We start from the raw sequence: 22,836 nt of genomic DNA on the forward strand, positions 1-22,836 counted from the left end.
GCGTACCTCCCTCGGTCCGGCCTGTGCCGGGACCGACGGCATGTCATGGGTGGTGGTCTGCGGGCCGGTCATGCCGCCCTCCTCGGGGCTTCGGGGAGCCGGGAGAGGACTCCGGCCAGGCTGCGGGCGGTGGTGGCCCAGCCGTCGAGCGCGGCGCGGCGGCCGCGGGCCGCGGCCTTGAGCCGGCGGCGTACGTCGGGCTCGCCGAACCAGCCGCGCAGTTCGGCGGCGAGCGCGGCGGGGTCCTCCGGCGGGACGAGGATGCCGGGCACCCCGCCGTCGGGGGCGCGGCCGACCGCCTCCGGCAGGCCGCCGACGTCGGTCGCGAGGACCGGGATGCCGCGGGCCAGGGCCTCGGTGACCGCCATGCCGTAGGTCTCGGCGTAGGAGGTGAGGACCATCAGGTCGGCGGCGGCGTAGGTGGCGTCGAGGTCCGCGCCGGAGCGCGGGCCGGTCAGGTGCAGCCGGCCGGCGAGACCGTACCGGGCGATCAGCTCCCGCAGCCGGTCCACGTACGCGGGGTCGTGGGCGAGTCCGCCGACCAGCTCGCAGGTCCACGGCAGGTCCCGGACCGCCGCGAGCGCCTCCACGAGCCGGTGCTGGCCCTTGCGCGGGGTGACCGCGGCCACGCACAGCAGCCGGGACACGCCGTCGGTGCCGGGGGCGAGCGGTGCGATGTCGGCGCCGGGCGCGGCGACGTGCACGCGTTCGGGGGCGAGGCCGTGATGGGAGACCAGCCGGCGCACGGCCCAGTCGCTGGTCGCGATCACGGCGGGCACGGCGCGCAGCACGGCGCGTTCGCGGGCGTCCAGGCCGGCGGCGACGGCCGGGTCGAGGCCGGTCTCGTCGCCGAGCGGGAGGTGGACGAGTACCGCGAGGCGGAGCCGGTCGGCCTCCGTGGTGATGATCTCCGGGACGGCGCAGGCGACGAGCCCGTCCAGCAGGACGACCGCGTCGTCCGGGAGCTCCCGCAGGGTGCGGGCGAGGCCGTCGCGAGCGGTGCGGTCGGGCCGCGGCCAGGCGCCGGGGACGGCGTGCGGGGTGACCTGCCAGCCGAAGCCGGGCAGGTCCAGGCTGACCCGGCGGTCGTAGGCGTTGCCGCCGCTGGGCGCGGCCGGGTCGTCGACGCCGCCCGGCAGGACGAAGTGGACGGTGCGCAGGGACATGGGGATGATTCCGGCCTTCTCGACGGCGACGGTCTTCTCGACGGCGACGGCCTTCTCGTCGGCGGTGGGCTGCACGGGCACATAGGCCAGGCGCGCCGGTGCCGTGGTCGTGTCGGTCACAGGCCACGCTCGTAACTCGCCCAGGCGACATGGGACTCGTGCAGGGTGACGGCGATGCCCGCGAGGCCCTTGGCGCCCTCGCCGAGGGCGCCCTTGTGGACGCGTTCGGCGAGCCGGTCGGCGATGACCCTGGCGAGGAACTCGGTGGAGGTGTTGATGCCGGCGAACTCGGGTTCCTCGTCGAGGTTGCGGTAGTTCAGCTCGGCGGCGATGGCGCCCAGTTCCCGCGTGGCCAGGCCGATGTCGACCACGATGTTGTCCTCGTCCAGCTGCTCGCGGCGGAAGGTGGCGTCCACCAGGAACGTGGCGCCGTGCAGGCGCTGCGCGGGTCCGAACACCTCGCCGCGGAAGCTGTGGGCGATCATGATGTGATCGCGGACGGTGATGCTGAACAACGGACGACCCTCCAGGTACGGCGCGTCTGGCCCCCCTGCCCTTACCCGTAGGGGGATGCCGGATAGTACGGCTCTCCGCTCCCCCGTGTTCAGCCCTCGCTCACTCTTTTCTCAGGTCAGGCCTGTTCCGGTGTACCGGACCCGGTGGCACAGGGCCGGGATCTCACCGGAGGCGAGTTTCGGCAGGACGTCCGGGAGTTCCTCGAAAGCGCTCTCCCCCGTGATGAGCGCGTCCAGGGCCGGGTCGGCGAGCAGGTCGAGGGCGAGCGCCATCCGGTCGGCGTAGCCGCGCCCGGGGCGGGCGGCCGGGGAGACGGTGCCGACCTGGCTGGCGCGCACGGTGAGCCGGCGGGAGTGGAAGGCCTCGCCGAGCGGCAGGGCGACGCGCCGGTCGCCGTACCAGCTCAGTTCCACCACCGTGCCCTCGGGGGCGAGGAGTTGCAGGGCGCGGGTGAGGCCGGCCTCGCTGGCGCTGGCGTGCACCACGAGGTCGCAGTCGCCGAGGGCGCGGTCGGGCGTGGCGAAGTCCACGCCGAGCGCCTCGGCGGTCTTCGCGCGGGCCGGGTCGGCGTCGACGAGCTGCAGCCGCACGCCGGGGAAGCGGGCGAGCAGCGCGGCCACCGAGCAGCCGACCATGCCGCCGCCGACCACCGCGATCCGGTCGCCGACCAGCGGCGCCGCGTCCCACAGGGCGTTCACGGCGGTCTCCACGGTCCCGGCGAGCACGGCCCGCGCGGCGGGCACCCGTTCGGGCACGACGGTCACGGCGCTCACCGGGACGACGTAGCGGCTCTGATGCGGGTAGAGGCAGAAGACGGTGCGTCCGACCAGCTCGGCCGGGCCCGCCTCGACCTCGCCGACGCTCAGGTAGCCGTACTTGACCGGGCCGGGGAAGTCGCCCTCCTGGAAGGGCGCCCGCATCACGGCGTGCTGGCTCAGGGGCACCCCGCCGCGGAAGACGAGTGTCTCGGTGCCCCGGCTCACTCCGGAGTACAGGGCGCGCACCAGGACCTCGCCCTCGGCGGGCTCCGCGAGGGTGACGTCGCGCAGCTCGCCGTGGCCGGGTGAGCGCAGCCAGAACGCGCGGGCCGAGCGGTTCATCGGCATCCTCCTGAACGATAGGGAAGTTGTTCACGTACCGAGAAGTGCACAGGCCGCGCACAGTACGCGGCGTTGATCGACTCTGTCACTCGGCCGGAGGGTGTGCGGTGGCCCTGAACAACACGTATGACGCGAGGCTCCAGCAGGAGACCGCTGTGGGAGCGGGCGTACAACTGCTGCTGCTCGCGCTGCTCGGCACGGCGATCGGCATGGGGCCGGCCGGCTGGCTGACGGGGCTGGCGTTCGCGTTCGCCACCTGGGCCGTACTGGCCCGCGCGCTGCACCGCTCCCCCCTGCGCTCCTTCGGCCCCGCGAACCGGGTCACGCTCGGCCGGGCGACCCTGGTGGGCGGGGTGACAGCCCTGGTCGCGGACTCCTTCGAGAGCGCCCCGCCGGTGGCACTGCTGGTCGGTCTGACCGCGGTCGCCCTGCTCCTGGACGGCGTCGACGGCAAGGTGGCCCGCCGCACCGGAACGTCGACCGCGCTCGGCGCGCGCTTCGACATGGAGGTCGACGCGTTCCTGATCCTGGTGCTGAGCGTGTACGTGGCCACGCAACTCGGCCCGTGGGTGCTGCTGATCGGCGGGATGCGGTACGCCTTCGTCGCCGCCGCCCGGCTGGCCCCCTGGCTGAACGCCCCGCTGCCGCCGTCCTTCGCCCGCAAGACCGTCGCGGCGGTCCAGGGGATATGCCTGCTCCTGGCCGGTGCCGAACTGCTCCCCCGCCTGGCGAACCTCGCGGTCGTGCTGCTGGCGCTGGGGTCGCTGGTGTGGTCGTTCGGCCGGGACGTGCGGTGGCTGTGGCGCGCCTCCCGGACGGCCGCGGAGCCGGCGGCCGGGGTGAACGTGCTGGAGCTGGCGGCGCGCTGAGCGCGGGCCGACGGCAGCACGGAGGGCCCGGACCGGTCACCCGGTCCGGGCCCTCCGTCATGTCTGTCCGGCTGCTACGACCGCGCCGCCCGGCCGCGTACGAGCGCGAACGCGGCGGCCGCGAGGCCGAGGACGCCGACGACCAGGCCGGCGATGCCGAGCCCACGGGCGGTGGAGTCGCTGCCGTCGGCGGCCTCGGCGGTGGCGCCGGCGGTCCTGGCGGGCGTCGCCGCGGCGGTCGCGTCACCGGCCGTCAGCTTCAGCACCGGGGCCGGGTTCTCCGGCTCCTGTCCGCCGCTCGGCTCCTCGATCCAGCGGACGGTCTTGCCGTCGGAGTAGGTCTGCAGGGTCTTGAACACCAACTGACCGGTGTCGTCGGGCAGTTGGCCGAAGGCGACGTTGAAGTCCTCGTACTGCCCGGCACCGATCTTCCCGCCGCTGAAGGTGATCTCGGATGCGGCCTCGGTGATGGTGCCGTCGTCGGTCTTGACCGGCTTCTTGAGCTTGGTGGTGGTGACCTTCGCGGTCCAGCCGTCCTGCGGGTGGACGAGCACGCCGAGGACGGGGTGGTCGGTGGGCAGGAAGACCTGCACCTTGGTGGTGGCGGCGCTGTCCTCCTCGTTCGGCACGCGGAAGGTCAGCACGCCGTCGGTGGCGCCCTTGGCGTAGCTGTCGGGGTGGACGGTGACGTGCGCGGAGGCGGCACCGGCGGCGAGCAGGACCATGGCGGCGCCGACGGCGGCGACGGTGCCGGCGCGGCGGGCGGTGAGACGTGATGCGGACATGGGTGAGTCGGTCTCCGTACGGGTGATGTGTCGTTCGGGGGTCAGAGCGGGTACGGGACCGGGGCCGGGGGTCCGCGCCGGCTGACCGCGTGCCGCAGCAGGGCCGGGCGGGGGCGTGCGGGGGCGGCCGGGACGCGTGGGGCGTCACCGTCGGGGGCGGGCAGCGGGGTGTCGCGCCACCAGGCGGAGAGGGCGGGTACGAGTGTGGCGGCCCGGCGCAGCAGCGACCACAGGGCGGCCTCGCCCCGCCGCAGCCACCAGGACGCGGCGAGCGCGGCGAGGAGATGGGCGGCGGTGGCGTGGCTCGTGAGGTGCGGGTGCGCTGTCACCGGGGCGTGCGGGTGCATCGCGGCCATGGTGTGACCCGGCAGGGCGGCCATGCGCGCGGTTCCGGGGCCGGGGCGGGCGGCGGCGTCGAAGCCGAGGTGCAGTCCGGCCTGGGTGAGCAGCATGGCCGCGCCGATGCCGGGCAGCGACCGCTCCCGGCCGCCGGGGATCCAGCCGAGCGCGAACACGGCGAGGAATCCGGCCGCGTCGGCCCACAGCGGCGGCAGGGCGCCCATGGCAAGACCGTGCCCGGCGGCGGCGAGCAGCACGCACACCGCGGCGAACACCGCCGCGCGCAGGGCTCTCACCGCCGGGGACGCACTCATGCTGGGGATCCTCCCATGGCCGGGTGATACGCGGGGCGCGGACGCTCCGTTCAGCGGCCGGGCGGCCGGGGAGTGCGGGCCCCGCGTATCACCCGGCCGGTGCGCGGGGCCCGCACCCCGTACCGCGTCCGTCTCACGGGCCCGCACCCCGTACCGCTTCGGTCCGTGGTGCGGGCCCGTGCCCGTCCTCGTTACCGGACCGGCACCGGTCGTGGTGCCGGGGCGTAGCCGGCGGGCCGGGTCGTGAAGGTGCCCCGGCCCTGGGTGCGGCTGCGCAGCCGGGTCGCGTAGCCGAACAGTTCGGCCAGCGGCACGGTCGCGGTCACCACGGCCGCCCCGCCGTGGGTCCGCGAGCCGCTGACCCGGCCGCGCCGCGCCGCCAGGTCGCCGAGGACCGAGCCCACGGCGTCCTCCGGCACGGTCACCGTGACCTCGGCGACCGGTTCCAGCAGGGCGATCGTGCAGGCGCGCAGGGCCTCGCGGAGCCCGAACCGGCCGGCGGTGCGGAAGGCCGTGTCGGACGAGTCCTTCACATGGGTGGAGCCGTCGGTGAGGGTGACCCGCAGCCCGGTCACCGGGTGCCCGTCGAGCGGTCCCTCGGCGAGCGCGTCCCGGCAGCCGGCCTCCACCGCCCGCACGTACTCCTGCGGCACCCGCCCGCCGGCCACGGCCGAGCGGAACTCGAAGCCGGTGGCGCCGGCTTCGGGCCCGAGCGGTTCCACGTCGAGCACGACATGCGCGAACTGCCCCGCACCGCCGTCCTGTTTGACGTGCCGGTAGACGAACCCGGTCACGCCTTGCAGGACCGTCTCGCGGTGGGCGACCCGCGGCCGGCCCACGCCGATCTCCGGACCGCCGTCGCGGCGGATCTTCTCCACCGCGACCTCCAGATGGAGTTCCCCCCTCCCGGACAGCACGGTCTGCCCGGTCTCGGCGTCGGTGCGCACCACCAGCGAGGGGTCCTCCTCGGCCAGCCGTGCCAGCGCCGCCGACAGCCGGCCGGTGTCCGTGGCGCGCCGGGCCTCGACCGCCACGGACACCACGGGTTCGGCGGCCACGGGCGGCTCCAGCAGCAGCGGTGCGCCGGGGTCGCACAGGGTGGAGCCGGCCCGTGCCGACTTCACGCCGGCGAGCGCCACGATGTCACCGGCGACCGCCCGGTCGAGCTGGGCGTGCCGGTCCGCCATGACCCGCAGGATGCGCGCGACGCGCTCGGTGCGCCCGGTGCCCGGGTCCCACACGGTGTCCCCCTTCTCGATGGTGCCGGCGTAGACGCGTATATAGGCCAGCCGCCCGGTGGCGCCCGCGTTCACCTTGAACACCAGCCCCGCGAACGGTGCCTCGGGGTCGGCGGTCCGCCGCTGCTCGGTGCCCTCGTGGACCCCGCGTGCGGCGGGGACGTCCAGCGGCGAGGGCAGATAGGCCACGACCGCGTCCAGCAGCGGTTCGATGCCGCGGTTGCGGTAGGCGGAGCCGCACAGCACGACCACGCCGGCCCCGGTGCGGGTGAGGTCGCGCAGGGCGGCGGCGAGGGTGCCGGCGTCGAGCGTCTCCCGCTCGCAGAACTCCTCCAGGGCGGCCGGGTGCAGCTCGGCCACCGACTCCTCCAGCGCCCGGCGCCGCCGTAGCGCCTCCTGCCGCAGCGGCTCGGGCACGGGCCCCGCCACGGCCGTACCGGCACCGTCGGCCCAGACCAGCGCGCGCATCCGGACCAGGTCGACCACTCCGGTGAAGCTGTCCTCCGCGCCGATCGGCAACTGGACGACGAGCGGCGCGGGATGCAGCCGCCGCCGGATGGACTCGACGGCCCGGTCGAGGTCGGCGCCCGCGCGGTCCATCTTGTTGACGAACGCGATTCTCGGCACGCCGTGCCGGTCCGCCTGCCGCCACACCGACTCGCTCTGCGGCTCGACCCCGGCGACGGCGTCGAACACGGCGACCGCGCCGTCGAGGACCCGCAGTGAGCGCTCGACCTCGTCGGCGAAGTCGACGTGCCCGGGGGTGTCGATGAGGTTGACGCGGTGGCCGTCCCAGGCGCAGCTGACGGCGGCGGCGAAGATGGTGATGCCGCGGTCGCGTTCCTGCGGGTCGAAGTCGGTGACGGTGGTGCCGTCGTGCACCTCGCCGCGCTTGTGGGTGGTGCCCGTCGCGTACAGGATCCGCTCGGTGACGGTGGTCTTGCCGGCGTCGACATGGGCGAGGATGCCGAGGTTGCGGACGGCGGCGAGGGTGGTGGGGTGGGTGCGCACGGCCCAGGGCCTTTCTGACGATCAGGGAAAGGGCAGCGCGATTACCCGTGCGTCCGGGTCAGCGGGGCGTCACGGGCGTCCGGTGCCGGCCGCGCAGCGGGCACCGGCCGGACCGGGACACGAGGATCACCTCGTACCGTGAGCGGGGAGCGACGACAGCGGTGCGTGCGCGCACGGCCGGGCTCCCCTCTGTGTCGGACGACAGGCGCCGCGTACGGTCGTCGCGGCGCTCGGTACGGCATGACGGTACGGGAGCGGCGCGGCCGGGGCACCTGGTTTTCCTGTACGGCGGCCGGTCGGCGGGGGTGCCGGTACGTCACCCGGTTGCTCTCGGGGCCCGCACCGGGGTCCGGGCGGCCGTCCTCCCCTTCCTCGCCGCGGGGGCCGCGCGGCTACCGCCGCGGGATGGCGAGCTCGCGGCCGCGGTAGAACCCCTCCCGCTCCTCGACGACGAAGGGGGCCATGGCCGCGCGCCGTTGCGCCTCGTGCTCGGAGGACCTCCAGGCGTCGCAGTCCTCCCGTGAGTCCCAGAACGACACACCGGTGATCTCCTGGCCGTCCTCGGACCAGTAGGCGTAGGCGCGGCGGAGGCCCTGCGGGGCGGGGGTCGGCCGCCAGGCCTGCTCGAAGTCCTCCAGGGTGTCCGGCCGGATGCGGCGTGTGGTCACCCAGATGTAGTGCTCTTCCATCGCGGCCTCCTCCGCCACGCCGGTCCGGTCGGCTCGCCGGCCTCTCTCCGCCCACCGTAGGCGCGGGCCGCCGCCTCCGCCCGCGTGACGGGCCCGGCCTGGCCCATCCGTGTCATGGCCCCGTGACATGGGCGTTCGCTGTCCGGCATGGGCGTTCCCCGGCTGCCGCCGACGGTGGACCATGGAAGCAGGACGCGTGCGGTCGCAGTGCACGAGTCGTCGGCGGTGAGGACGATGAGGGGTTCGATCCGGCTCGGGAGTGTGCGGGGAGTGGTGCTGCAGGCCCACTGGAGCGTGCCGTTGGTCATGCTGTTCTTCGCGTACGGTCTGGCCGCCCGCACCCTGCCCGGGTACGCGCCGGGCCTGGCGCCCGTGGTGTACGCGGTGGCCGGAGTGGCCGGAGCCGTGCTGTTGCTGGTGAGCCTGGCGGTGCATGAGACGGCGCATGCTCTGACGGCTCGCCGGGCGGGGATCGGTGTGCGGGACGTGACGCTGTGGGCGCTCGGCGGACTCACCCGGATGGACCGGCCGACGACCGCGCGGGCGGCCTTCGTGGTCGCGGTCAGCGGTCCCCTCGCCAGCCTGTTGCTCGGCGGGCTCGGGTTCGGCGCGGCGGCCGCGGTCCAGGCGGTGCCGGGCTCGCGGATCGTCGTCGCCGTACTGGGCTGGCTCGGTGGCACGAACCTGGTGCTGGGTGTGTTCAATCTCCTGCCTGCCGCGCCGCTGGACGGAGGCCGGCTGCTGCAGGCCGCGCTGTGGTGGCGTACCGGGGATCGTGAGCGGGCCCAGCGGGCGGCGGGGCGCAGCGGTCAGGCCCTCGGCATGGTGCTGGCCGTCCTGGGCTGGCTCGCCTTCGCCCGGGGTCTGTCGGGTGGCTTGTGGCTGATCCTCGTCGGCGTCTTCGTCGCGGGCGTCGCCGCGACCGAACGCCGGTGGGCCGAGCTGGCCACCGCCCTGCGGGGCCTGCGGGTCGGGCAGACGATGACCGCGCCGGTGGTCACCGGTCCCGACTGGCTGACCGTGGACCGTTTCCTCACCGAGGTGGCGGCCCCGGCACGGCACTCGGCGCTGCCGCTGCTGGACTTCGAGGGCCGGCTCAGTGGCGTCGTACGGCTGGACCGGCTGGCCGCCGTGCCGTCCGGGCAGCGTGCGTCGCTGCGGGCCCGGGATGTGGCGACCCCGCTGTCCCGGTGCGCGCTCGCCGCACCGGACGAGCTGCTGACCTCCGTCCTGGAGCGGCTCGGCACCGAGGGCCGCCCGCTGCCCATCCTGGTCATGGACGACAGCCGGCTGCTCGGGATCATCACCGCGCACGACATCGACCGGACCAGCCGCACCGCCCGGCACGCACCGGACGGAGACGCGCCCCCGTAGGGCACGGCGAAAGGGCCCTGCGCACACCGGTCGCCCACCGTGGCCGGAGGCCGGTTCCGCGGCGCCCGGCACCGGTGCGCGGCCACCCGAGTGTCTGAAAACGATCGTTGGTGGCCAGTGAACGATCGTTGATGCCCGGTGGCGGCATGCGTATGCTGCGAGGCGCATCACACCCGTAGATCCTCAACTGCCGGAGAACATCGGTGGAGTCACCCTCGCAGCTCCACGAGACTCTTCGACGCCTCACCGCCCTCATCGAAGAGCGGGGCCTCAAGCGATCGGAGCTTCTCAACCCGCGAGAACTCGCGGCCAGGACAGCTCTGCCCGAGACCGATGTCCGCGTCCTGCTGAAGGGCGGCACCCCGCCCGCCGACAAGGTCAACGACCGGGTCCGCACGCGGATCAAGGCGCTGGCCGACGCCCACCTCACCCGCACGGGAAGGCGCATGTCGGATCTGGCGGCGGACATCGGCAGCTGTCTGGGAGTCTCCGGCTACTGGGCGCGCCAGGTGTGCGACGGCAGGAAGGTGCCCAGCGTCGCGTTCCTGCACGGTCTGGTGGAGTACTTCGGGGTCGAGGGAGGAGAGGCCTTCTTCACCGCGCCGGCCGACGAGGCACTCAACCGTGCGTTGTTCCCCGCGCTGGTCAGGCTGGAGAACCCGCACACCGACCCGGTCCAGGCCCTGCTGGACCGCTACGGTGTGAGCACGACCGACCTGCGCACGAACGGCTCCCTGACACGCGGGCAGCTGGAGCGCCTGCTTGAGGGAGTCCTTCGGTCAGTACTGGCTCCTGAGGGAGAGAACAAGCCGTGACCAGCAAGGCGATGAAGTCCCTGCTGACCGCCCTGGGGCAGGAGGCAGCGCGGTCCCTTCAGCGGCCGGCGGAGCCGCGGGAGGTCATGGAAGCGTTCTGCACGGCCATGAGCGTGCGCTCCGGGCGGCCGATCCGGCTCGTGTTCCGGGCGTTCCCGTCGGACATCCCCGTTTCCGGCATGCGCCTGGACTGCGGGGACCGCTCGATCATCGTCGTGGAGGAACGTACGGTCCCCGAGGCCCAGTTGGTCATCCTCGGTCATGAACTGTGGCACGAGGAGGAGGGCGACTGCGGCCACCACATCGCCGGCATGCCCGCCGCCGCGCGTGCCCTGACCGCGGATCAGACGCCCGAGTCGATCCAGCGGGCCGTGGAGGAGATCCTCGCCGCGCAGGAGGAAGTCTCCCGCGACGCCCTCCTGACCGTGGCCGCCAGGGCCGGCTCGGTCGACGACCACGAGGTGGACGCGGAGACGTTCGGTCTGCTCTTCGGCCGTGAAGTCCGCACCTGGATGAAGGGCCGGTACGCCGAAGGCCCACTCCACCAGTCCACCGTCGAGGGGCGCATCAACGTGTCCCTCACCAGCCGGGGCGGTCGCATACTCTCATGACCCCGTCCCTCCACGTCCCCTACGCGGTCCCGACCGTGCTGCTGGCGCTCGCGCTGTTCTTCAAGCTCCCCACGTTCGTCCGTGCCTGGCGCGATCCCGAGGTGCGGGCGACCACCCTGCTGCTCTTCTGGGCCACGTCGGCCCTCGTCGTGATCATCCCGGTCAACATCGAGCGGCTCAACAAGCTGACGGGCATCCCGAACATCGCGGCCCCGTGGGCCTACTCCTTCCTCACCGCCTCGTGCGCCACCGGTCTGACCATGATCATGCGCTGGAGGGAGGAGCCGTCCGCGCGGCGCCGGCGCAGGATCCGGCTCATCTACTGCGTCTACCTCGGCATCATCGCCGCCCTGTGGCTGACGTTCTTCCTGGCCCACGTGCCGAAGCCGCGTATCTACGACCTCGACACCTACTACGCCACCACGCCGTGGATGCGCGAGCACATCCTGCTCTATCTCGTGGCGCACCTGGTCTCGTGCCTCACCGCGGCCGCCATGCTGTGGAAGTGGTTCCAGGAGGTGGCCAACCCCTGGCTGAAGGCGGGCGTCGTCTTCCTCCAGGCCGGGTACGCGCTCGGCCTGGTCTTCGACGCGGCCAAGCTGACCGCGGTGACGGCCCGCTGGTGCGGAACCGACTGGGACTGGCTCAGCACGAAGGCCGCACCGCCCTTCGCACTGCTGGAGGCCGGCTTCGCGGCTGTCGGCTTCATCATTCCCCAGTTGGGACCCGCTCTGAAGCGCTGGGGCCGGGACCAGAGCGAATACCGGCGGCTGTGGCCCCTGTGGCGGGCGGTGCGCGTACTCAGCCCGGCCGCCGCGCCCGCGCGCTTCGGTTTCTGGGTTCCTCTCGACCTCCGCGTGATGCAACGCCAACAGCGCATCCATGACGCACTGCGCATCCTCGCCCCGTACTTCGACACAGACCTGTACCGCAGGACGTACGCGGAGGTGGCGACCACCCGTCATGAGGCCAGGGCCCGTGCGATCGCCGGGGCCGCCGCCATCCTCGACGCGATCACCTCCTACCGCAACGGCACGCCCACCCACACCACCGCACAGCCCCCGCACATCGGCCCCGAGATCACCGACCACATCGCCGCCATCTCCGTCGCTCTCTACCGTCGTCGCTCACTCGACAGCGTCCACCGGCGGACGACCCACACAGAAAACCTCACCACACATGCCTGACAGCGCCACCGCAGGCCGGCCCGCCGCTCTCGTCATCGGCGCCAGCGCGGCCGGACTCTTCGCGGCCGCGGCACTCAGCGAGTTCGCCGATGTCGTGATCGTCGAACGCGACCACCTGCCCGACGGTCCCGTGCCTCGCCGCGGTGTCCCCCAGGCCCGGCACGCCCATGTGGTGTGGAGCGGCGGTGTCCTCGCCTTCAACGATCTGCTGCCCGGCCTCACCGACCGCGTCGTCGCCCGTGGGGGGCGCATGGCCCACATCATGGCCGACATGGTCTCCCGCGCCCCCAACGAAGTATGGTTCCGGCGCTTCCTGACCACCCGTCACCGCAACGTGGTGTGCTCCCGCGATCTGCTCGACGCCGTGATACGCGAGCGGGTTCTCGGCCACCCGCGGATCACCCTCCGTGAGAACACCACCGCCCTGTCGCTCGAAGGCAACGCCGCCCGGGTCACCGGTCTCCGGGTCAGGACCGGCGGAGAAGAGCTCACCCTCAGTGCCGACCTCGTCGTCGACGCCTCCGGCCGCGGCTCCCGCGCCGCTCAGTGGCTCGTCGACCTCGGCCTCCCGAAAGTCACCGAACGGGAGGTCAACGCCGGCGTCACCTACGCCACACGCCTCTACAAGGCCCCGGCCGGCACCGGCAGCGACTTCCCGCTGATCAATGTGCAGGCCAACCCCGCCAACCCGCCTGGCCGGGGGGGCATCATCCTGCCCATCGAGAACCGCCGGTGGCTCGTCACCCTGGGCGGCACCCGTGGCGGCGAACCCACGGCCGACCCGGACGCCTTCGTGCCCTTCGCCCTGAGCCTCGGCGACCCCGTCATCGGTGAACTCATCCGGAACGCCGAGCCCGTCAGCGACATCCTCACCACCCGCAGCACCGCCAACCACCGCCGGTACTACGAGAAGATGAAGCGCTGGCCGGACGGCTTCACCGTCCTCGGTGACGCCGTCGCCGCCTACAATCCCGTCTACGGGCACGGCCTGACCGTAGCCGCCCAGGGCGCCGTCGCCGTGCGGGACGTCCTGCGCTCCGCCGCCATCACCGCCCCCGGCACCGCGCGCCGTCTCCAGCGCGCGGCCTCGCGCCCCGTCGCCGCCGCCTGGGACCTGGCCGTCGGGCAGGACGCCTTCTACCCCGGCGCCACCGACGCCCCGCCCACCGCCGTGGAGAGGTTCCTGGCCCGCTTCGTCGACCGGGCTGTCGCCACCGGAGCCCGGAACCCGCGCGCCATGGGCGCCCTGCTGGACGTGATGAGCATGGAGAAGCCGGCAACCCGTCTCTTCTCGCTGGACATGCTCCTGCCCATGCTCGTCGGCCCGAAGAAGCGGCACCTGCAGGGGCCGCCCCTGACCGAGGCGGAGCGGAAGGCCGCCGTCCGCTGACCCGAGGGGCGCCTCGCGCGGGGAGCCCGTGCCGAAAGCCGTCTTCTCCGGGCGAACGATGACGTCACAGGCCGTACCCCGGCCAAGCCGGTATTCCTCGCTCGGGGTACGGCCGGTCGCTGCCGCCGCTCGCGGCACTGGATACTCGTTCCGTCACATGATCGGCTCGGTGTGCGGCGGTTGCCGTGCCCTGCCCGCCTCGGAGGAAGGTCCCAGCGTGTTCCAGGAAACCCCCATCTTCAACCGGCTCGTCGCAGAGCGCGGTGATGTGCCCGCGCAGGCTCGTGGTGAGGCCGACCGCGTACGCCACGAGCTGACGCAGGTCCTGCCCTCCGCACCCTGGCCTGCCGCCCACCTGCCCCGGCAGCAGCCGCAACTGCCCGGCGGGGGCGCGTCCGCCACTCTCTTGTGAGCCGTGCCCGGGCAGGGCGGCCGGCCTCGCAAGGGGACCCGCGCACACACCGGACCACAACGGCCCGCCGGAGGATCCGGCGGGCCGTCAGGCGGCGTTGCCCCCGGGAGATCAGAGCTGGAGCGACTTGGTCTGCAGAAATTCCATGAGGCCGTGCTCGCCGAGCTCCCGGCCGACGCCTGACTGCTTGTAGCCGCCGAAGGGCGCGAGCGGGTTGTAGGCGCCGCCGTTGACCGTCACCTGGCCGCACGCCATCGAACGCGCGAAGGCGACGGCCCGCTGCTCGTCGGCCGCCCAGACGGACCCCGCGAGGCCGTAGTCGGAGTCATTGGCCATGCGCAGGGCGTCCTCCTCGTCCTCGTACCGCAGGAAGGAGAGCACGGGACCGAAGATCTCCTCCCGGGCAATGCTCATCTCGGGGGTGACGTCGGCGAAGACCGTAGGACGGACGTAGTAGCCCTTGTCATGTCCGTCGGGGACCTCGGAGCCGCCCGCGACAAGACGGGCGCCCTCCGCCAGGCCCCGGCGGATGTGGTCGCGGACCTTCTCCTGCTGGGTGCGGCTGGCGACCGGGCCCAGACGGCAGCCGGGATCGGCCGGGTCCCCTGGAGGAAAGGCGGCGATCTCCGCGACGGCGATGCGAACGGCCTCTTCGTAGTCATCGGCGTGGACCAGCGTACGCGTCAGCGCGTTGCAGGACTGCCCCGCGTTGCGGACGACGTCGGCGACATTGGCGCGGACAGCCTGTGCGAGGTCCGCTCCGGGAAGGATGACGTTGGCGGACTTGCCGCCGAGTTCCAGGGCGACACGCTTGACAGCGGCGCCGGCGACAGAACCGATGTGCCTGCCGACGGCCGTGGAGCCCGTGAACGAGACCATGTCGACCCCGGGATGGCGTACCAGCGCCTCCCCGGCTTCGGTTCCCGTGCCGGTGACGAGATTGAAGACCCCCTCGGGGATGCCCGCGGCCGCGACGCACTCCGTGAACAACTGGGCCGACAGGGGGGTCAGTTCCGCGGGTTTGAGGACCACCGTGCAGCCTGCGGCGAGGGCGGGGACGACCTTGCAGACGATCTGGTACAGGGGATAGTTCCACGGAGTGATCGCACCGACGACACCGACGGGCTCCAGCAGGACGAGCGAGTTACCCGTCCGCTGCTCGAAGGCGAAGTCCGCCGCGAGCTCGGCATGCAGGCGCGTCACGGCGACCGGCAGCCCGGCCTGCACCCTGCGGGAGAATCCGATCGGGGTGCCCACCTCCGCTGTGATGAGCGAAGCCATCCGGTCCTGGCGCAGGGCGAGTTCGCCGGACAGCGCCATCAGTAACCCGGCACGGCGGGCGGGCGCTGTGGACGCCCAGCCCGGCAGTGCCGATCGCGCCGCGTCGACCGCGGCGTCGACGTCCGCGGCGGAACCGGCCGGAACGGTCCCGATGACCTCTTCGCTGGCCGGGTTGAGCACATCGATCGCACCGGTTCCGGCCGCAGGCCGCCAGTGCCCTCCGATGAACACCTTGTCGTACGCAGTCACCAGCGTCCTCCTCCATAGCTCCTGCCCACCGCGGGTGGACCGGCCGTCACGATCAGCATGACGGCACTGTCGCACACCCGGCCCCTGGCCCACGGGCCGGGCCTCGCCGTCCTCGCTCCGGGCGCCCGCGCAGCCGTGAGCGCGCGTCACATCGTGAGCGCGCCGCTCATGCGCGCCTTGCCCTGGCGTTCGGTCAGCCGGGAGCCGGACTCGCGCCGGGCGGCGCGGCGCAGCAGCGGGACGGCGAGCAGGAAGCCGGCGACGGCCCAGCCGGCCAGCACCAGCGCGACCGTCGGCAGCTGCCAGGAGCCGGACGGCTCGGCGGCCCGCGCGGCGTCCGGCAGCAGAGCCGAGCGCACGCCCTGCGCCATCCACCGGAGCGGGAAGACGGACGCCACGTCCCGCACCGCCGCCGGCAGCCGGCCGATCGGGAACATCGCCCCCGAGGTCACCAGCAGCGCCATCACGGGCAGCATGATCATCGCCAGCGCCTCACGGGCGTTGGGCAGCACGGCGCCGATGGCCGCGCCCAGCGGTACGACGGCGAGCAGACCGAGGGCGATGACCCATACCAGCGTCAGCCAGCCGCCGGGGCTGTGCGGCAGCGGCCCGTCCACGAACAGCGCGGCGGCGCCCAGCAGGACGGTGATGCTGCCCATCGCCATGCCGACGATCAGCACGGACTTGGCGACCAGATAGGCCGGTATGCCGCCGGGCGTGGCCCGCAGCCGCAGCAGGGTGCCCTCGTCGCGCTCGGTCACCAGGATCTGCGGGAGGCTGAGCAGTCCCACCTGGAACAGCAGATAGGCGGCGAACCCGGCGATCGTCAGGTGCGCGGCGGGGATACGGGTGCCGGGCAGGTCGTCGTGGATGAAGGAGGCGACCATCAGGGCGACCGCCACATTGCTGAGGTGGCTGGCCAACTCCTTGCGGTTGCGCAGGAGATGACGTACCTCGATACCGCCGCGCCGCAGCCCGGCCTGCCATGCGCGCAGCCGCCGGCCGCGGGCACGGCCCGGCCCCGCGGCGTCGGCAGCCCCGCCGGCAGCCCCTTCCGTCGCGCCCCGCGCGGTCCTGTGCCGCACCGCCGCTGTCATGTCCGTCTCCCTCATGCGGATCGTTCGCTCCCCGTCCCGGCGCCCGCCAGGGCTCTGTTGCCGGCCGTTTCGGTGTTCGCGGCGCTCCGGGCGCCCGTGGGGCCGCCGCCGTGCTCGTGCACCATGTGCAGATAGGTGTCCTCCAGCGTCGGGCGGCGGACCTCCAGGTCGGCGATCGGCCCGTCGGCCTCGCGGTGCAGCTCCCAGACCAGCAGGGAGGGATCCGCGGTGTGCTCGCGGCGCGCAGTGCCGTCCGGTGCCGTCCAGCGGACCTCCGCCCGGGCGGCGGCCCGCCGGGCGAGCTCGGCGGGTGTGCCGCAGACCCGGATACGGCCGTTGACCAGCATCGCTATCCGGTCGGCGAGACGCTCGGCCTCGGCCAGGTCATGGGTGGTCAGCAGGATGGTGACCCCCTCGTCGCGGGCCAGCCGCTCGACCAGGTCGTGGAACTCGCGCCGCGCCTCGGGGTCGAAGCCCGTGGTGGGCTCGTCCAGGAAGAGGAGCTCGGGGCGGCCGACGATGCCGAGCGCGACGTCGACGCGCCTGCGCTGGCCGCCGGACAGCTGGTCGACCCGGTGCCGGGCGCGGTGGGTGAGACCGACCAGCTCCAGCAGCTCTTCCGGGTCGCGCGGATCGGGGTAGTACGTCGCGAAGTGCCGCAGCAGCTCGGCGACCTGCCAGCGGTGGTGGTCGCGCCACGACTGGAGCACCAGGCCGATCCGGCCGCGCCAGGCGTCGCCGGCGTGCGCGGGATCCTCGCCGAGGACCCGGACCTCGCCGGCCGAGCGCTGCCGGAAGCCCTCCAGGATCTCGACGGTGGTGGTCTTCCCGGCGCCGTTGGGGCCGAGCAGGGCGAAGATCTCCCCGCGGTGGATGTCCAGGTCGACGCCCCGGAGCACCTCGGTGCCGCCGTACGACATCCGCAGCTGCCGTGCGGAGACGACCGGTTGGCGGGAGCCGGCGGCCGGGGTGGGGGTGCTGGTCATCGGCTCGCCTCCGCGTGCTGCTGTTCGGGGGCCGTCTGCCGCGCCGCCGCGGGGCCCGCGCCCTCGACGATGGCGCGGAGAGCGGCGACATGTCCTTCGAAGGCGGTGCGCCCGCGGGCCGTCAGCCGCACCCGGGTACGGCGTTTGCGCCCGCCGCCCTCCTTGCGGATCTCCAGATACCCGGCCTCCTCCAGGGTGTGCAGCTGCTTGGAGAGCGCGGAGTCGCTGAGCGAGAGGCTGTCGCGGATGAACGCGAAGTCGGCCCATTCCGTGGCGGACAGCAGGGCCACGACCGACAACCGGGTGGAGGGATGGATCAGTTCGTCGAAGCCCGTGGGGGTGCTCATGGGCCCGCCTCCTCGTGAACGGCCTGGGTGGCCTGGCCGCGCAGCGCGCGTTCCCGGAGCGGGCTGACCGCCCAGCGGTTCGCCGGTCCCGTGAAGAGGAGGAACACGGTGACTGAGGCGGTGGCCGTGATCAGGCTGGGGCCGGGCAGGGCGAGTGACTCCGCCAGGTGGTCGGAGAGCAGGATCGTGCCGCCGGTGAGGCACCCGCCCGCGATGAACGTGGCGCAGCTGCGCCAGCTGTACCGGGAGCGGTGCAGCCGCATCCGGGTGCGGCGGCTGTAGACGACGGCCAGGGTGCTCAGGGTGCCGACATAGGCGGCGAGCGTCACCCACAGCCCCCACGGCGGGAGCTTGAGTCCCATGCCGGCGAGGAAGACCCACATGATCACGGCCGTCACGTAGGTCGCCTTGGGATCACCGTGCGCGCATCGCTCGACCTCGTCGTACACCCGCTCCTGCGGCACCCGGATCCGCTGAAGATCCTGCCAGGCCCGCTCGGCATCCACCGATGTGGTCATGCCGTCGCCTCCCCGAAGACGTTGCTGGACCGCCGGGGCGCGTCGGACCGGAACCAGGCCGGACCGCCCCCGCGTTTACTTGCCTACTGGGAAAGTTAGCGCCGTGTTTCCCAACAGGCAAGTCGAAACGGCATCCGCCGGCGATCGAGGTCGGTGACCGCCCCGACCGCTCGGTGAGACCTCGACGGACACGCCTGTGTTCCCCGCTCCCGGGAACGCGCCCCCCGTCCTCCTCGCGGCGGCCCTGGTCCTGGCCGCCGCCCTCGGCCGGCAGTACCGGCAGGACAGGGCCGTCGTGCAGCTCTTCGTCAACAGGTCACACGGAGCACCCGGGTCCCGGAGCCCGGCTGGACCTGAACCGGGTGCGACTGACGCTCGGCGGCCGGCAGGTGAGCGGCGTCGGCGCCCTCTGAAGGGATCAGGTCAGGACGAGTTCCAGTACGGTGACGGAGAGCGGCGGCACGGTGCTGGTGAAGGACGCTGCCGCGCCGGTGACGGTACTGGTCCTGGGCACCAACGTGTCCGGTGCCGTCAGCGTGTTGGTGGCGGTGCGCGAGGGGCCGGTCAGGACCGTCGCGGTGGCCTGCCGCTCGACGCCCTTGGCCAGCCCCTTCAGTTCGACCGGCACCTTCACCTTCTGAGTCCCGCAGTTGACGACCGCGAGGTAGACGCGGTTCCCGGAGCGGGTGGCCACGGTGGCGAGGCCGGGCAGCGCCCGCGCGGCGGCCGGCAGCACCGCGGTGCCGAGCCTGCTCGTCAGCATGTGCTGGGCCCAGTAGCTGGGCGACACATAGCTGGTGAGGTTGTCGTAGGCGATCAGGTTGGTGGCCCAGCTGTTGTTCTTGACGTGGGAGAAGAGCGGCGCGTAGCACTCCATGAGGACCTGGTCGGAGTTGCGGATCAGTCCGGCCAGCCAAGCGGCGTCGCCGAGCGCCGCGTCGAGGTCGGGTGTGGGGCGGCCCTCCTGCGCGGCCCACTCTCCGACGAACACCTTCGTCGAAGCGCGGTCCCGGTTGTCGTACTTGTGGGTGGAGGCCTGGGCGGCGGACGGTGCGAGGTAGTAGTGCTCGTCGATCAGGTCCGGCGTGCGGCTCGTCACGGACGTCGTGGCGATCAGCTTCAGATGCGGGTACTTCGCCTTGATCGCGTCGTGGAAGGCCGCGAACCGCTCGTCGTACGATCCCGAGGAGTCGAGCCAGTCCTCGTTGCCGATCTCCACGTACTCCAGCGGGAACGGCTCCGGATGCCCGTCGGCGGCACGTCGTGCGCCCCAGGTGCTGGTGACGGGACCGGTGACGTACTCGATCTCGTCGAGTGCGTCCTGGACGAACGGCTTGAGCGCGTCGCCGGTGACGTGTTCGCCCTTGAGCGAGTAGCCGGCGTAGACGGCGAGGACCGGCTGGGCGTGCAGGTCCTCGGCCCATTGCAGGTATTCGAGGAGTCCGAGCCCGTCCGTGGACCAGTAGCCCCAGGCGTCGTCCATGTGGCCGGGGCGCTCCCAGACCGGGCCGATGGTGTTCTTCCAGTGGAACCGTGTCGCGACCGTGTTGCCCTCAAGGAAGTTCCCGCCGGGGAAGCGCAGGAACTTCGGTTTCAGCGCGACCAGTTTGTCCATCAGGTCGACGCGCAGGCCGTTGGGGCGGTTGCGGTAGGTGGGCGGGAAGAGGGACACGTGCTGGAGCCACAGGGTCTCGCCCGCGGCGGCGGGGTCGGCCGTGGTGACGGTCAGCCTCGCGTCACCGGTCACGGGGGTGCGCGCGCCGGTGCGCAGGGTCAGCTCGAACGGGCGGCCGGGGAAGGCGGTGCCGATGCGGGGCACGCGGGCGGACGCGTACACCGTCCTGCCGTCCGCGGACTCGATGGCCACCGTGAGCGGGCCGATGCGCCGTGACGCCTTGGCGAACAGCCGGGCGGTGTAGGTGGTCGCGGGCCGCACCGGTATGCCCCAGAAGCCGTCGTTGGCGACACCGGCCCGGCTTCCGGCCCCCGTGCCGCTCGGCAGCACGACCTTGAGGGAGCGGTCGAGCGCGGCGTTGAGCGGGGTGGCGGTGTCGAGTGCGAGGGTCGTCCCGCCGACGGCGGACCAGTGGACGGGCGTGGTGTCGCTGGCCATCATGGAGCGGTTCTGCACCAGTTCGGCGTAGATGCCTCCCTCGCCGGAGTGGTTGATGTCCTCGAACATCAACCCGGGCAGGACGGGGGACACGGCGTGCGCGGGGTGGGCGACGTCCACGCTCAGCAGCGGCGTCGTGGTCTCCACCGGGACCCCGGCCAGCGCCGCGACCTGCTCGGGGGTGAGGGCGGCCGGGAACATCCTCACGTCGTCGATCAGGCCGTGCCACGGGTCGACGTGCCCGCTGCCGTAGAGCGCACGGCCGATGGCGGTGTCGCCGCTGCCGGCCCAGCCCGCGGTGTAGGCGGTCTCCCCCTCCAGCACGCCGTTGACGTAGAGGCGGATGACGCCGGCGGCCGGGTCGCTGACGCCGGCCAGGTGGGTCCAGGTGCCGGTGGCGGGCGCCGAGGCGGCGGCCGCCACCGCGGCACCCTGCGGGGCGTCCGAGCCCAGCCGGGCGAAGGCGAAGGTGCCGGTGTCGTCGCGCAGTCCCAGGTAGAAGGAGCTGACGACCTTGCCGTCGACGCTGACGGCGGTCTGGTAGCCGCCGAGTCGGGCGAGGTTCACCCAGGCGCCCACCGAGAACGCCTTGGAGGTGTCGAGGGCCGGCCCGGACGCAGTGGCGTTGCCGCCCCCCGTGAGGCTCAGGCTGTGGGCGCCGGTCTTGCCGGTGCCCCAGCCGGCCGCGCCCTGGAGCGTCGCGGTGCGACCGTTGCCGGAGGAGTCGGCGGCCGCGGTGCCGGAGCCTTCGTCGAAGGTCCAGTGGGCGGCTGCGGCGGGAAGGTCCGCGGCGGTGGCGCTCGCGGTGGTGCCGGCGAGGGGGGCGGCCCCGGCGGGGGTGGCGGCGAAGGTCCCGGTGAGGGAGGCGGCGCCCAGGACGGTGAGGACGGTTCTGCGGGGCACTCCGGCTTCTGAAGGCATGCGGCTCATTCCTTTGTGACGGACCGTTGCACAGCCGATCTCGTTCGATATATCGGACATCGATCGATACTCCGAGCAGCAGGGATCTTAGGGTGTCGGCGGGACCCGTCAACACCCCCTGTACGGCGGTCGTCGGGGAGAGCGTCGGCGGCGCTCCGGCCGCGCGTGGAATTCGACACAATTCCTCCCATTGAGGGGGATGAATGCGTAAAGGTGGTTCTTCAGTGCCGGTTGCAATCCACCGGTAACCAGCGGCATGGGAGAAGCGTTTGATCACGGCACGCAAGCGACACACCGGACTGACGGCCGCGGCCGGCGTACTCGGCGGCGTACTCGCGCTGACGGCCTTCGGCGGCACCGGCTACGCCGCCACCGGCGGCAACGGCGCCGGGAACCAGCCGGCGCAGCCGGGGGCGCACCAGGCGGACGCCCAGGACGCTTCCGACGCCCGAATAAAGATCACACCCGGGCAGGGTGCCTACGGCGTCGGGGTCGACAGCAGCGTCAGCGTCACCGTCCGTGACGGCAAGCTCACCAAGGTGACCATGACCGCCGTCGCGACCGGTGCCGAGGTCCCGGGCACCCTGTCCGCGGACGGCACCTCCTGGAAGCCGGACGGGCAGCTGGAGCGGGCCACCAAGTACCAGATCGCCGCGGAGGCCGAGGACGCCCAGGGCCGCGCTGCCGGCGAGAACGCCGCGATCTCCACGGTGTCCCCGGCCAACGACTTCATCGGGCACGTCTCCCCCGAGGACGGCTCGACCGTCGGCGTGGGCATGCCGGTGACGGTCACCTTCGACAAGGCGGTCGGCGACAAGGCCGCCGTGGAGTCGGAGATCCAGGTCAGCTCCAGCAGCGGGCAGCGGGTCGTCGGCCACTGGTTCCACGACGACCGCCTGGACTTCCGCCCCGAGCACTACTGGCAGCCCGGCTCCACCGTCACCGTCAGGCTCACCCGCCACGGCATCCAGAAGACGGTCACGTTCAAGATCGGCCGGAGCCAGATCAGTACCGTCGACGCCAGGACGAAGCAGATGACCGTCGTACGGGACGGCAAGCCGATCCGGACCATCCCGATCTCGTCCGGCAGCCCCGAGCACCCGACGTACAACGGCCGGATGGTCATCTCCGAGAAGTTCAGCCACATCCATATGAACGGTGCGAGCGTCGGCCTCAGGACGAAGGACGGCAAGCCCGCCTACGACATCAAGGCCGTACCGCACGCCATGCGCCTGACCGACTCGGGCACGTTCATCCACGGCAACTACTGGGCTGCCGACTCGGTCTTCGGCAAGGTCAACACCAGCCACGGCTGCGTGGGCCTGAAGGACGTCAGGGGCGGCGGCGACGGCGACCAGCCCGCCGCCTGGTTCTTCGACAACTCGATGACCGGTGACGTCGTGGTCGTCAAGAACTCCGAGGACAAGACCGTGCCGGCGCCGGACAACGGCCTCGGCGACTGGAACATGCCGTGGAGCGCGTGGGTCTCGGGCAGCGCGACCCGCTGA

At 72.9% G+C, this 22,836-nt stretch carries 21 protein-coding genes; 8 read left to right on the forward strand and 13 right to left on the reverse strand.

All coding sequences use genetic code 11. The features are described 5' to 3' along the window. Positions 1-68: 68 nt before the first annotated feature. The 3 genes from ABT171_RS33895 to ABT171_RS33905 all read right to left on the reverse strand — a co-directional run bounded on the left by ABT171_RS33895 (position 69) and on the right by ABT171_RS33905 (position 2,782). Complete coding sequence (locus ABT171_RS33895) at positions 69-1,286, reverse strand: glycosyltransferase family 4 protein (RefSeq protein ID WP_351250234.1); 1,218 nt, start codon at positions 1,284-1,286, stop codon at positions 69-71. Beyond that, entirely contained in the window at positions 1,283-1,681 is a 399-nt protein-coding gene (locus tag ABT171_RS33900; RefSeq protein ID WP_351250235.1) for a 6-pyruvoyl trahydropterin synthase family protein, read from the reverse strand. The genes ABT171_RS33895 and ABT171_RS33900 overlap by 4 nt, the downstream gene beginning before the upstream one ends. A gap of 111 nt (positions 1,682-1,792) precedes the next feature. Next, positions 1,793-2,782, reverse strand: coding sequence for a zinc-dependent alcohol dehydrogenase (locus tag ABT171_RS33905; protein WP_351250236.1), 990 nt, complete (start codon positions 2,780-2,782; stop codon positions 1,793-1,795). A gap of 107 nt (positions 2,783-2,889) precedes the next feature. Between ABT171_RS33905 and ABT171_RS33910 the strand changes: the two genes are divergently transcribed. Next, the gene (locus tag ABT171_RS33910) at positions 2,890-3,651 is read left to right on the forward strand and encodes a CDP-alcohol phosphatidyltransferase family protein (RefSeq protein WP_351250237.1); all 762 of its coding nucleotides are present in this window, start codon (positions 2,890-2,892) and stop codon (positions 3,649-3,651) included. A 74-nt stretch (positions 3,652-3,725) separates the two neighbouring features. Here ABT171_RS33910 and ABT171_RS33915 read toward each other — a convergent pair whose 3' ends face one another. The 4 genes from ABT171_RS33915 to ABT171_RS33930 form a co-directional block, all read right to left on the reverse strand. Next, positions 3,726-4,436, reverse strand: coding sequence for a YcnI family copper-binding membrane protein (locus ABT171_RS33915; protein WP_351250238.1), 711 nt, complete (start codon positions 4,434-4,436; stop codon positions 3,726-3,728). A gap of 41 nt (positions 4,437-4,477) precedes the next feature. Then, entirely contained in the window at positions 4,478-5,089 is a 612-nt protein-coding gene (locus ABT171_RS33920) for a hypothetical protein (RefSeq protein ID WP_351250239.1), read from the reverse strand. A 191-nt stretch (positions 5,090-5,280) separates the two neighbouring features. After that, the gene (gene fusA, locus ABT171_RS33925) at positions 5,281-7,338 is read right to left on the reverse strand and encodes an elongation factor G (protein ID WP_351250240.1); all 2,058 of its coding nucleotides are present in this window, start codon (positions 7,336-7,338) and stop codon (positions 5,281-5,283) included. A gap of 392 nt (positions 7,339-7,730) precedes the next feature. After that, the gene (locus ABT171_RS33930) at positions 7,731-8,027 is read right to left on the reverse strand and encodes an antibiotic biosynthesis monooxygenase (protein WP_351250241.1); all 297 of its coding nucleotides are present in this window, start codon (positions 8,025-8,027) and stop codon (positions 7,731-7,733) included. Between the two features lie 234 nt (positions 8,028-8,261). On the opposite strand from ABT171_RS33930, the gene ABT171_RS33935 reads away from it, so the two are divergent. The 6 genes from ABT171_RS33935 (at position 8,262) to ABT171_RS33960 (ending at position 13,816) form a co-directional block, all read left to right on the forward strand. Further along, on the forward strand, positions 8,262-9,401 hold the full coding sequence (locus tag ABT171_RS33935; RefSeq protein WP_351250242.1) for a site-2 protease family protein: 1,140 nt from the start codon (positions 8,262-8,264) through the stop codon (positions 9,399-9,401). Between the two features lie 203 nt (positions 9,402-9,604). Further along, positions 9,605-10,216, forward strand: coding sequence for a ferritin family protein (locus ABT171_RS33940; RefSeq protein WP_351250243.1), 612 nt, complete (start codon positions 9,605-9,607; stop codon positions 10,214-10,216). Then, entirely contained in the window at positions 10,213-10,827 is a 615-nt protein-coding gene (locus ABT171_RS33945) for a toxin (protein ID WP_351250244.1), read from the forward strand. Before ABT171_RS33940 ends, ABT171_RS33945 begins: the two co-directional genes overlap by 4 nt. Next, entirely contained in the window at positions 10,824-12,014 is a 1,191-nt protein-coding gene (locus ABT171_RS33950; protein ID WP_351250245.1) for an MAB_1171c family putative transporter, read from the forward strand. Before ABT171_RS33945 ends, ABT171_RS33950 begins: the two co-directional genes overlap by 4 nt. Next, positions 12,007-13,404 carry an NAD(P)/FAD-dependent oxidoreductase gene (locus ABT171_RS33955; RefSeq protein ID WP_351250246.1) on the forward strand — a complete coding sequence of 466 codons (1,398 nt, stop codon included), beginning with the start codon at positions 12,007-12,009 and terminating at the stop codon, positions 13,402-13,404. Before ABT171_RS33950 ends, ABT171_RS33955 begins: the two co-directional genes overlap by 8 nt. Positions 13,405-13,621: 217 nt before the next feature. Continuing rightward, entirely contained in the window at positions 13,622-13,816 is a 195-nt protein-coding gene (locus ABT171_RS33960; protein WP_351250247.1) for a hypothetical protein, read from the forward strand. A gap of 111 nt (positions 13,817-13,927) precedes the next feature. Here ABT171_RS33960 and ABT171_RS33965 read toward each other — a convergent pair whose 3' ends face one another. The 6 genes from ABT171_RS33965 to ABT171_RS33990 form a co-directional block, all read right to left on the reverse strand. Continuing rightward, on the reverse strand, positions 13,928-15,346 hold the full coding sequence (locus tag ABT171_RS33965) for an aldehyde dehydrogenase family protein (RefSeq protein WP_351250248.1): 1,419 nt from the start codon (positions 15,344-15,346) through the stop codon (positions 13,928-13,930). Positions 15,347-15,492: 146 nt separating this feature from the next. Then, entirely contained in the window at positions 15,493-16,443 is a 951-nt protein-coding gene (locus ABT171_RS33970) for an ABC transporter permease (protein WP_351250249.1), read from the reverse strand. 11 nt (positions 16,444-16,454) lie between these two features. Beyond that, positions 16,455-17,429 (reverse strand): ABC transporter ATP-binding protein, encoded by a 975-nt coding sequence (locus ABT171_RS33975; RefSeq protein WP_351250250.1) that lies wholly within the window; start codon positions 17,427-17,429, stop codon positions 16,455-16,457. Then, complete coding sequence (locus tag ABT171_RS33980) at positions 17,426-17,776, reverse strand: transcriptional regulator (RefSeq protein ID WP_351250251.1); 351 nt, start codon at positions 17,774-17,776, stop codon at positions 17,426-17,428. The genes ABT171_RS33975 and ABT171_RS33980 overlap by 4 nt, the downstream gene beginning before the upstream one ends. Next, positions 17,773-18,294 (reverse strand): hypothetical protein, encoded by a 522-nt coding sequence (locus ABT171_RS33985; protein WP_351250252.1) that lies wholly within the window; start codon positions 18,292-18,294, stop codon positions 17,773-17,775. The genes ABT171_RS33980 and ABT171_RS33985 overlap by 4 nt, the downstream gene beginning before the upstream one ends. Before the next feature lie 418 nt (positions 18,295-18,712). Beyond that, positions 18,713-21,328, reverse strand: a complete 2,616-nt coding sequence (locus ABT171_RS33990) for an alpha-L-arabinofuranosidase family protein (RefSeq protein WP_351250253.1) — start codon at positions 21,326-21,328, stop codon at positions 18,713-18,715. Positions 21,329-21,597: 269 nt separating this feature from the next. On the opposite strand from ABT171_RS33990, the gene ABT171_RS33995 reads away from it, so the two are divergent. Continuing rightward, positions 21,598-22,836: a L,D-transpeptidase gene (locus ABT171_RS33995; RefSeq protein ID WP_351250254.1), complete on the forward strand. Its 1,239-nt coding sequence runs from the start codon at positions 21,598-21,600 to the stop codon at positions 22,834-22,836.

Source organism: Streptomyces sp. NPDC001851, from assembly GCF_040297165.1.
Classification (GTDB): Bacteria; Actinomycetota; Actinomycetes; order Streptomycetales; family Streptomycetaceae; genus Streptomyces.

Excerpts from the sequence above, each read along its gene's own strand:
- ABT171_RS33905 (WP_351250236.1), bottom strand. The coding sequence starts at position 2,782 with ATGAACCGCTCGGCCCGCGCGTTCTGGCTGCGCTCACCCGGCCACGGC.
- ABT171_RS33915 (WP_351250238.1), bottom strand. The coding sequence starts at position 4,436 with ATGTCCGCATCACGTCTCACCGCCCGCCGCGCCGGCACCGTCGCCGCC.
- ABT171_RS33920 (WP_351250239.1), bottom strand. The coding sequence starts at position 5,089 with ATGAGTGCGTCCCCGGCGGTGAGAGCCCTGCGCGCGGCGGTGTTCGCC.
- ABT171_RS33930 (WP_351250241.1), bottom strand. The coding sequence starts at position 8,027 with ATGGAAGAGCACTACATCTGGGTGACCACACGCCGCATCCGGCCGGAC.
- ABT171_RS33935 (WP_351250242.1), top strand. The coding sequence starts at position 8,262 with ATGAGGGGTTCGATCCGGCTCGGGAGTGTGCGGGGAGTGGTGCTGCAG.
- ABT171_RS33950 (WP_351250245.1), top strand. The coding sequence starts at position 10,824 with ATGACCCCGTCCCTCCACGTCCCCTACGCGGTCCCGACCGTGCTGCTG.
- ABT171_RS33955 (WP_351250246.1), top strand. The coding sequence starts at position 12,007 with ATGCCTGACAGCGCCACCGCAGGCCGGCCCGCCGCTCTCGTCATCGGC.
- ABT171_RS33970 (WP_351250249.1), bottom strand. The coding sequence starts at position 16,443 with ATGACAGCGGCGGTGCGGCACAGGACCGCGCGGGGCGCGACGGAAGGG.
- ABT171_RS33975 (WP_351250250.1), bottom strand. The coding sequence starts at position 17,429 with ATGACCAGCACCCCCACCCCGGCCGCCGGCTCCCGCCAACCGGTCGTC.
- ABT171_RS33980 (WP_351250251.1), bottom strand. The coding sequence starts at position 17,776 with ATGAGCACCCCCACGGGCTTCGACGAACTGATCCATCCCTCCACCCGG.
- ABT171_RS33985 (WP_351250252.1), bottom strand. The coding sequence starts at position 18,294 with ATGACCACATCGGTGGATGCCGAGCGGGCCTGGCAGGATCTTCAGCGG.
- ABT171_RS33990 (WP_351250253.1), bottom strand. The coding sequence starts at position 21,328 with ATGCCTTCAGAAGCCGGAGTGCCCCGCAGAACCGTCCTCACCGTCCTG.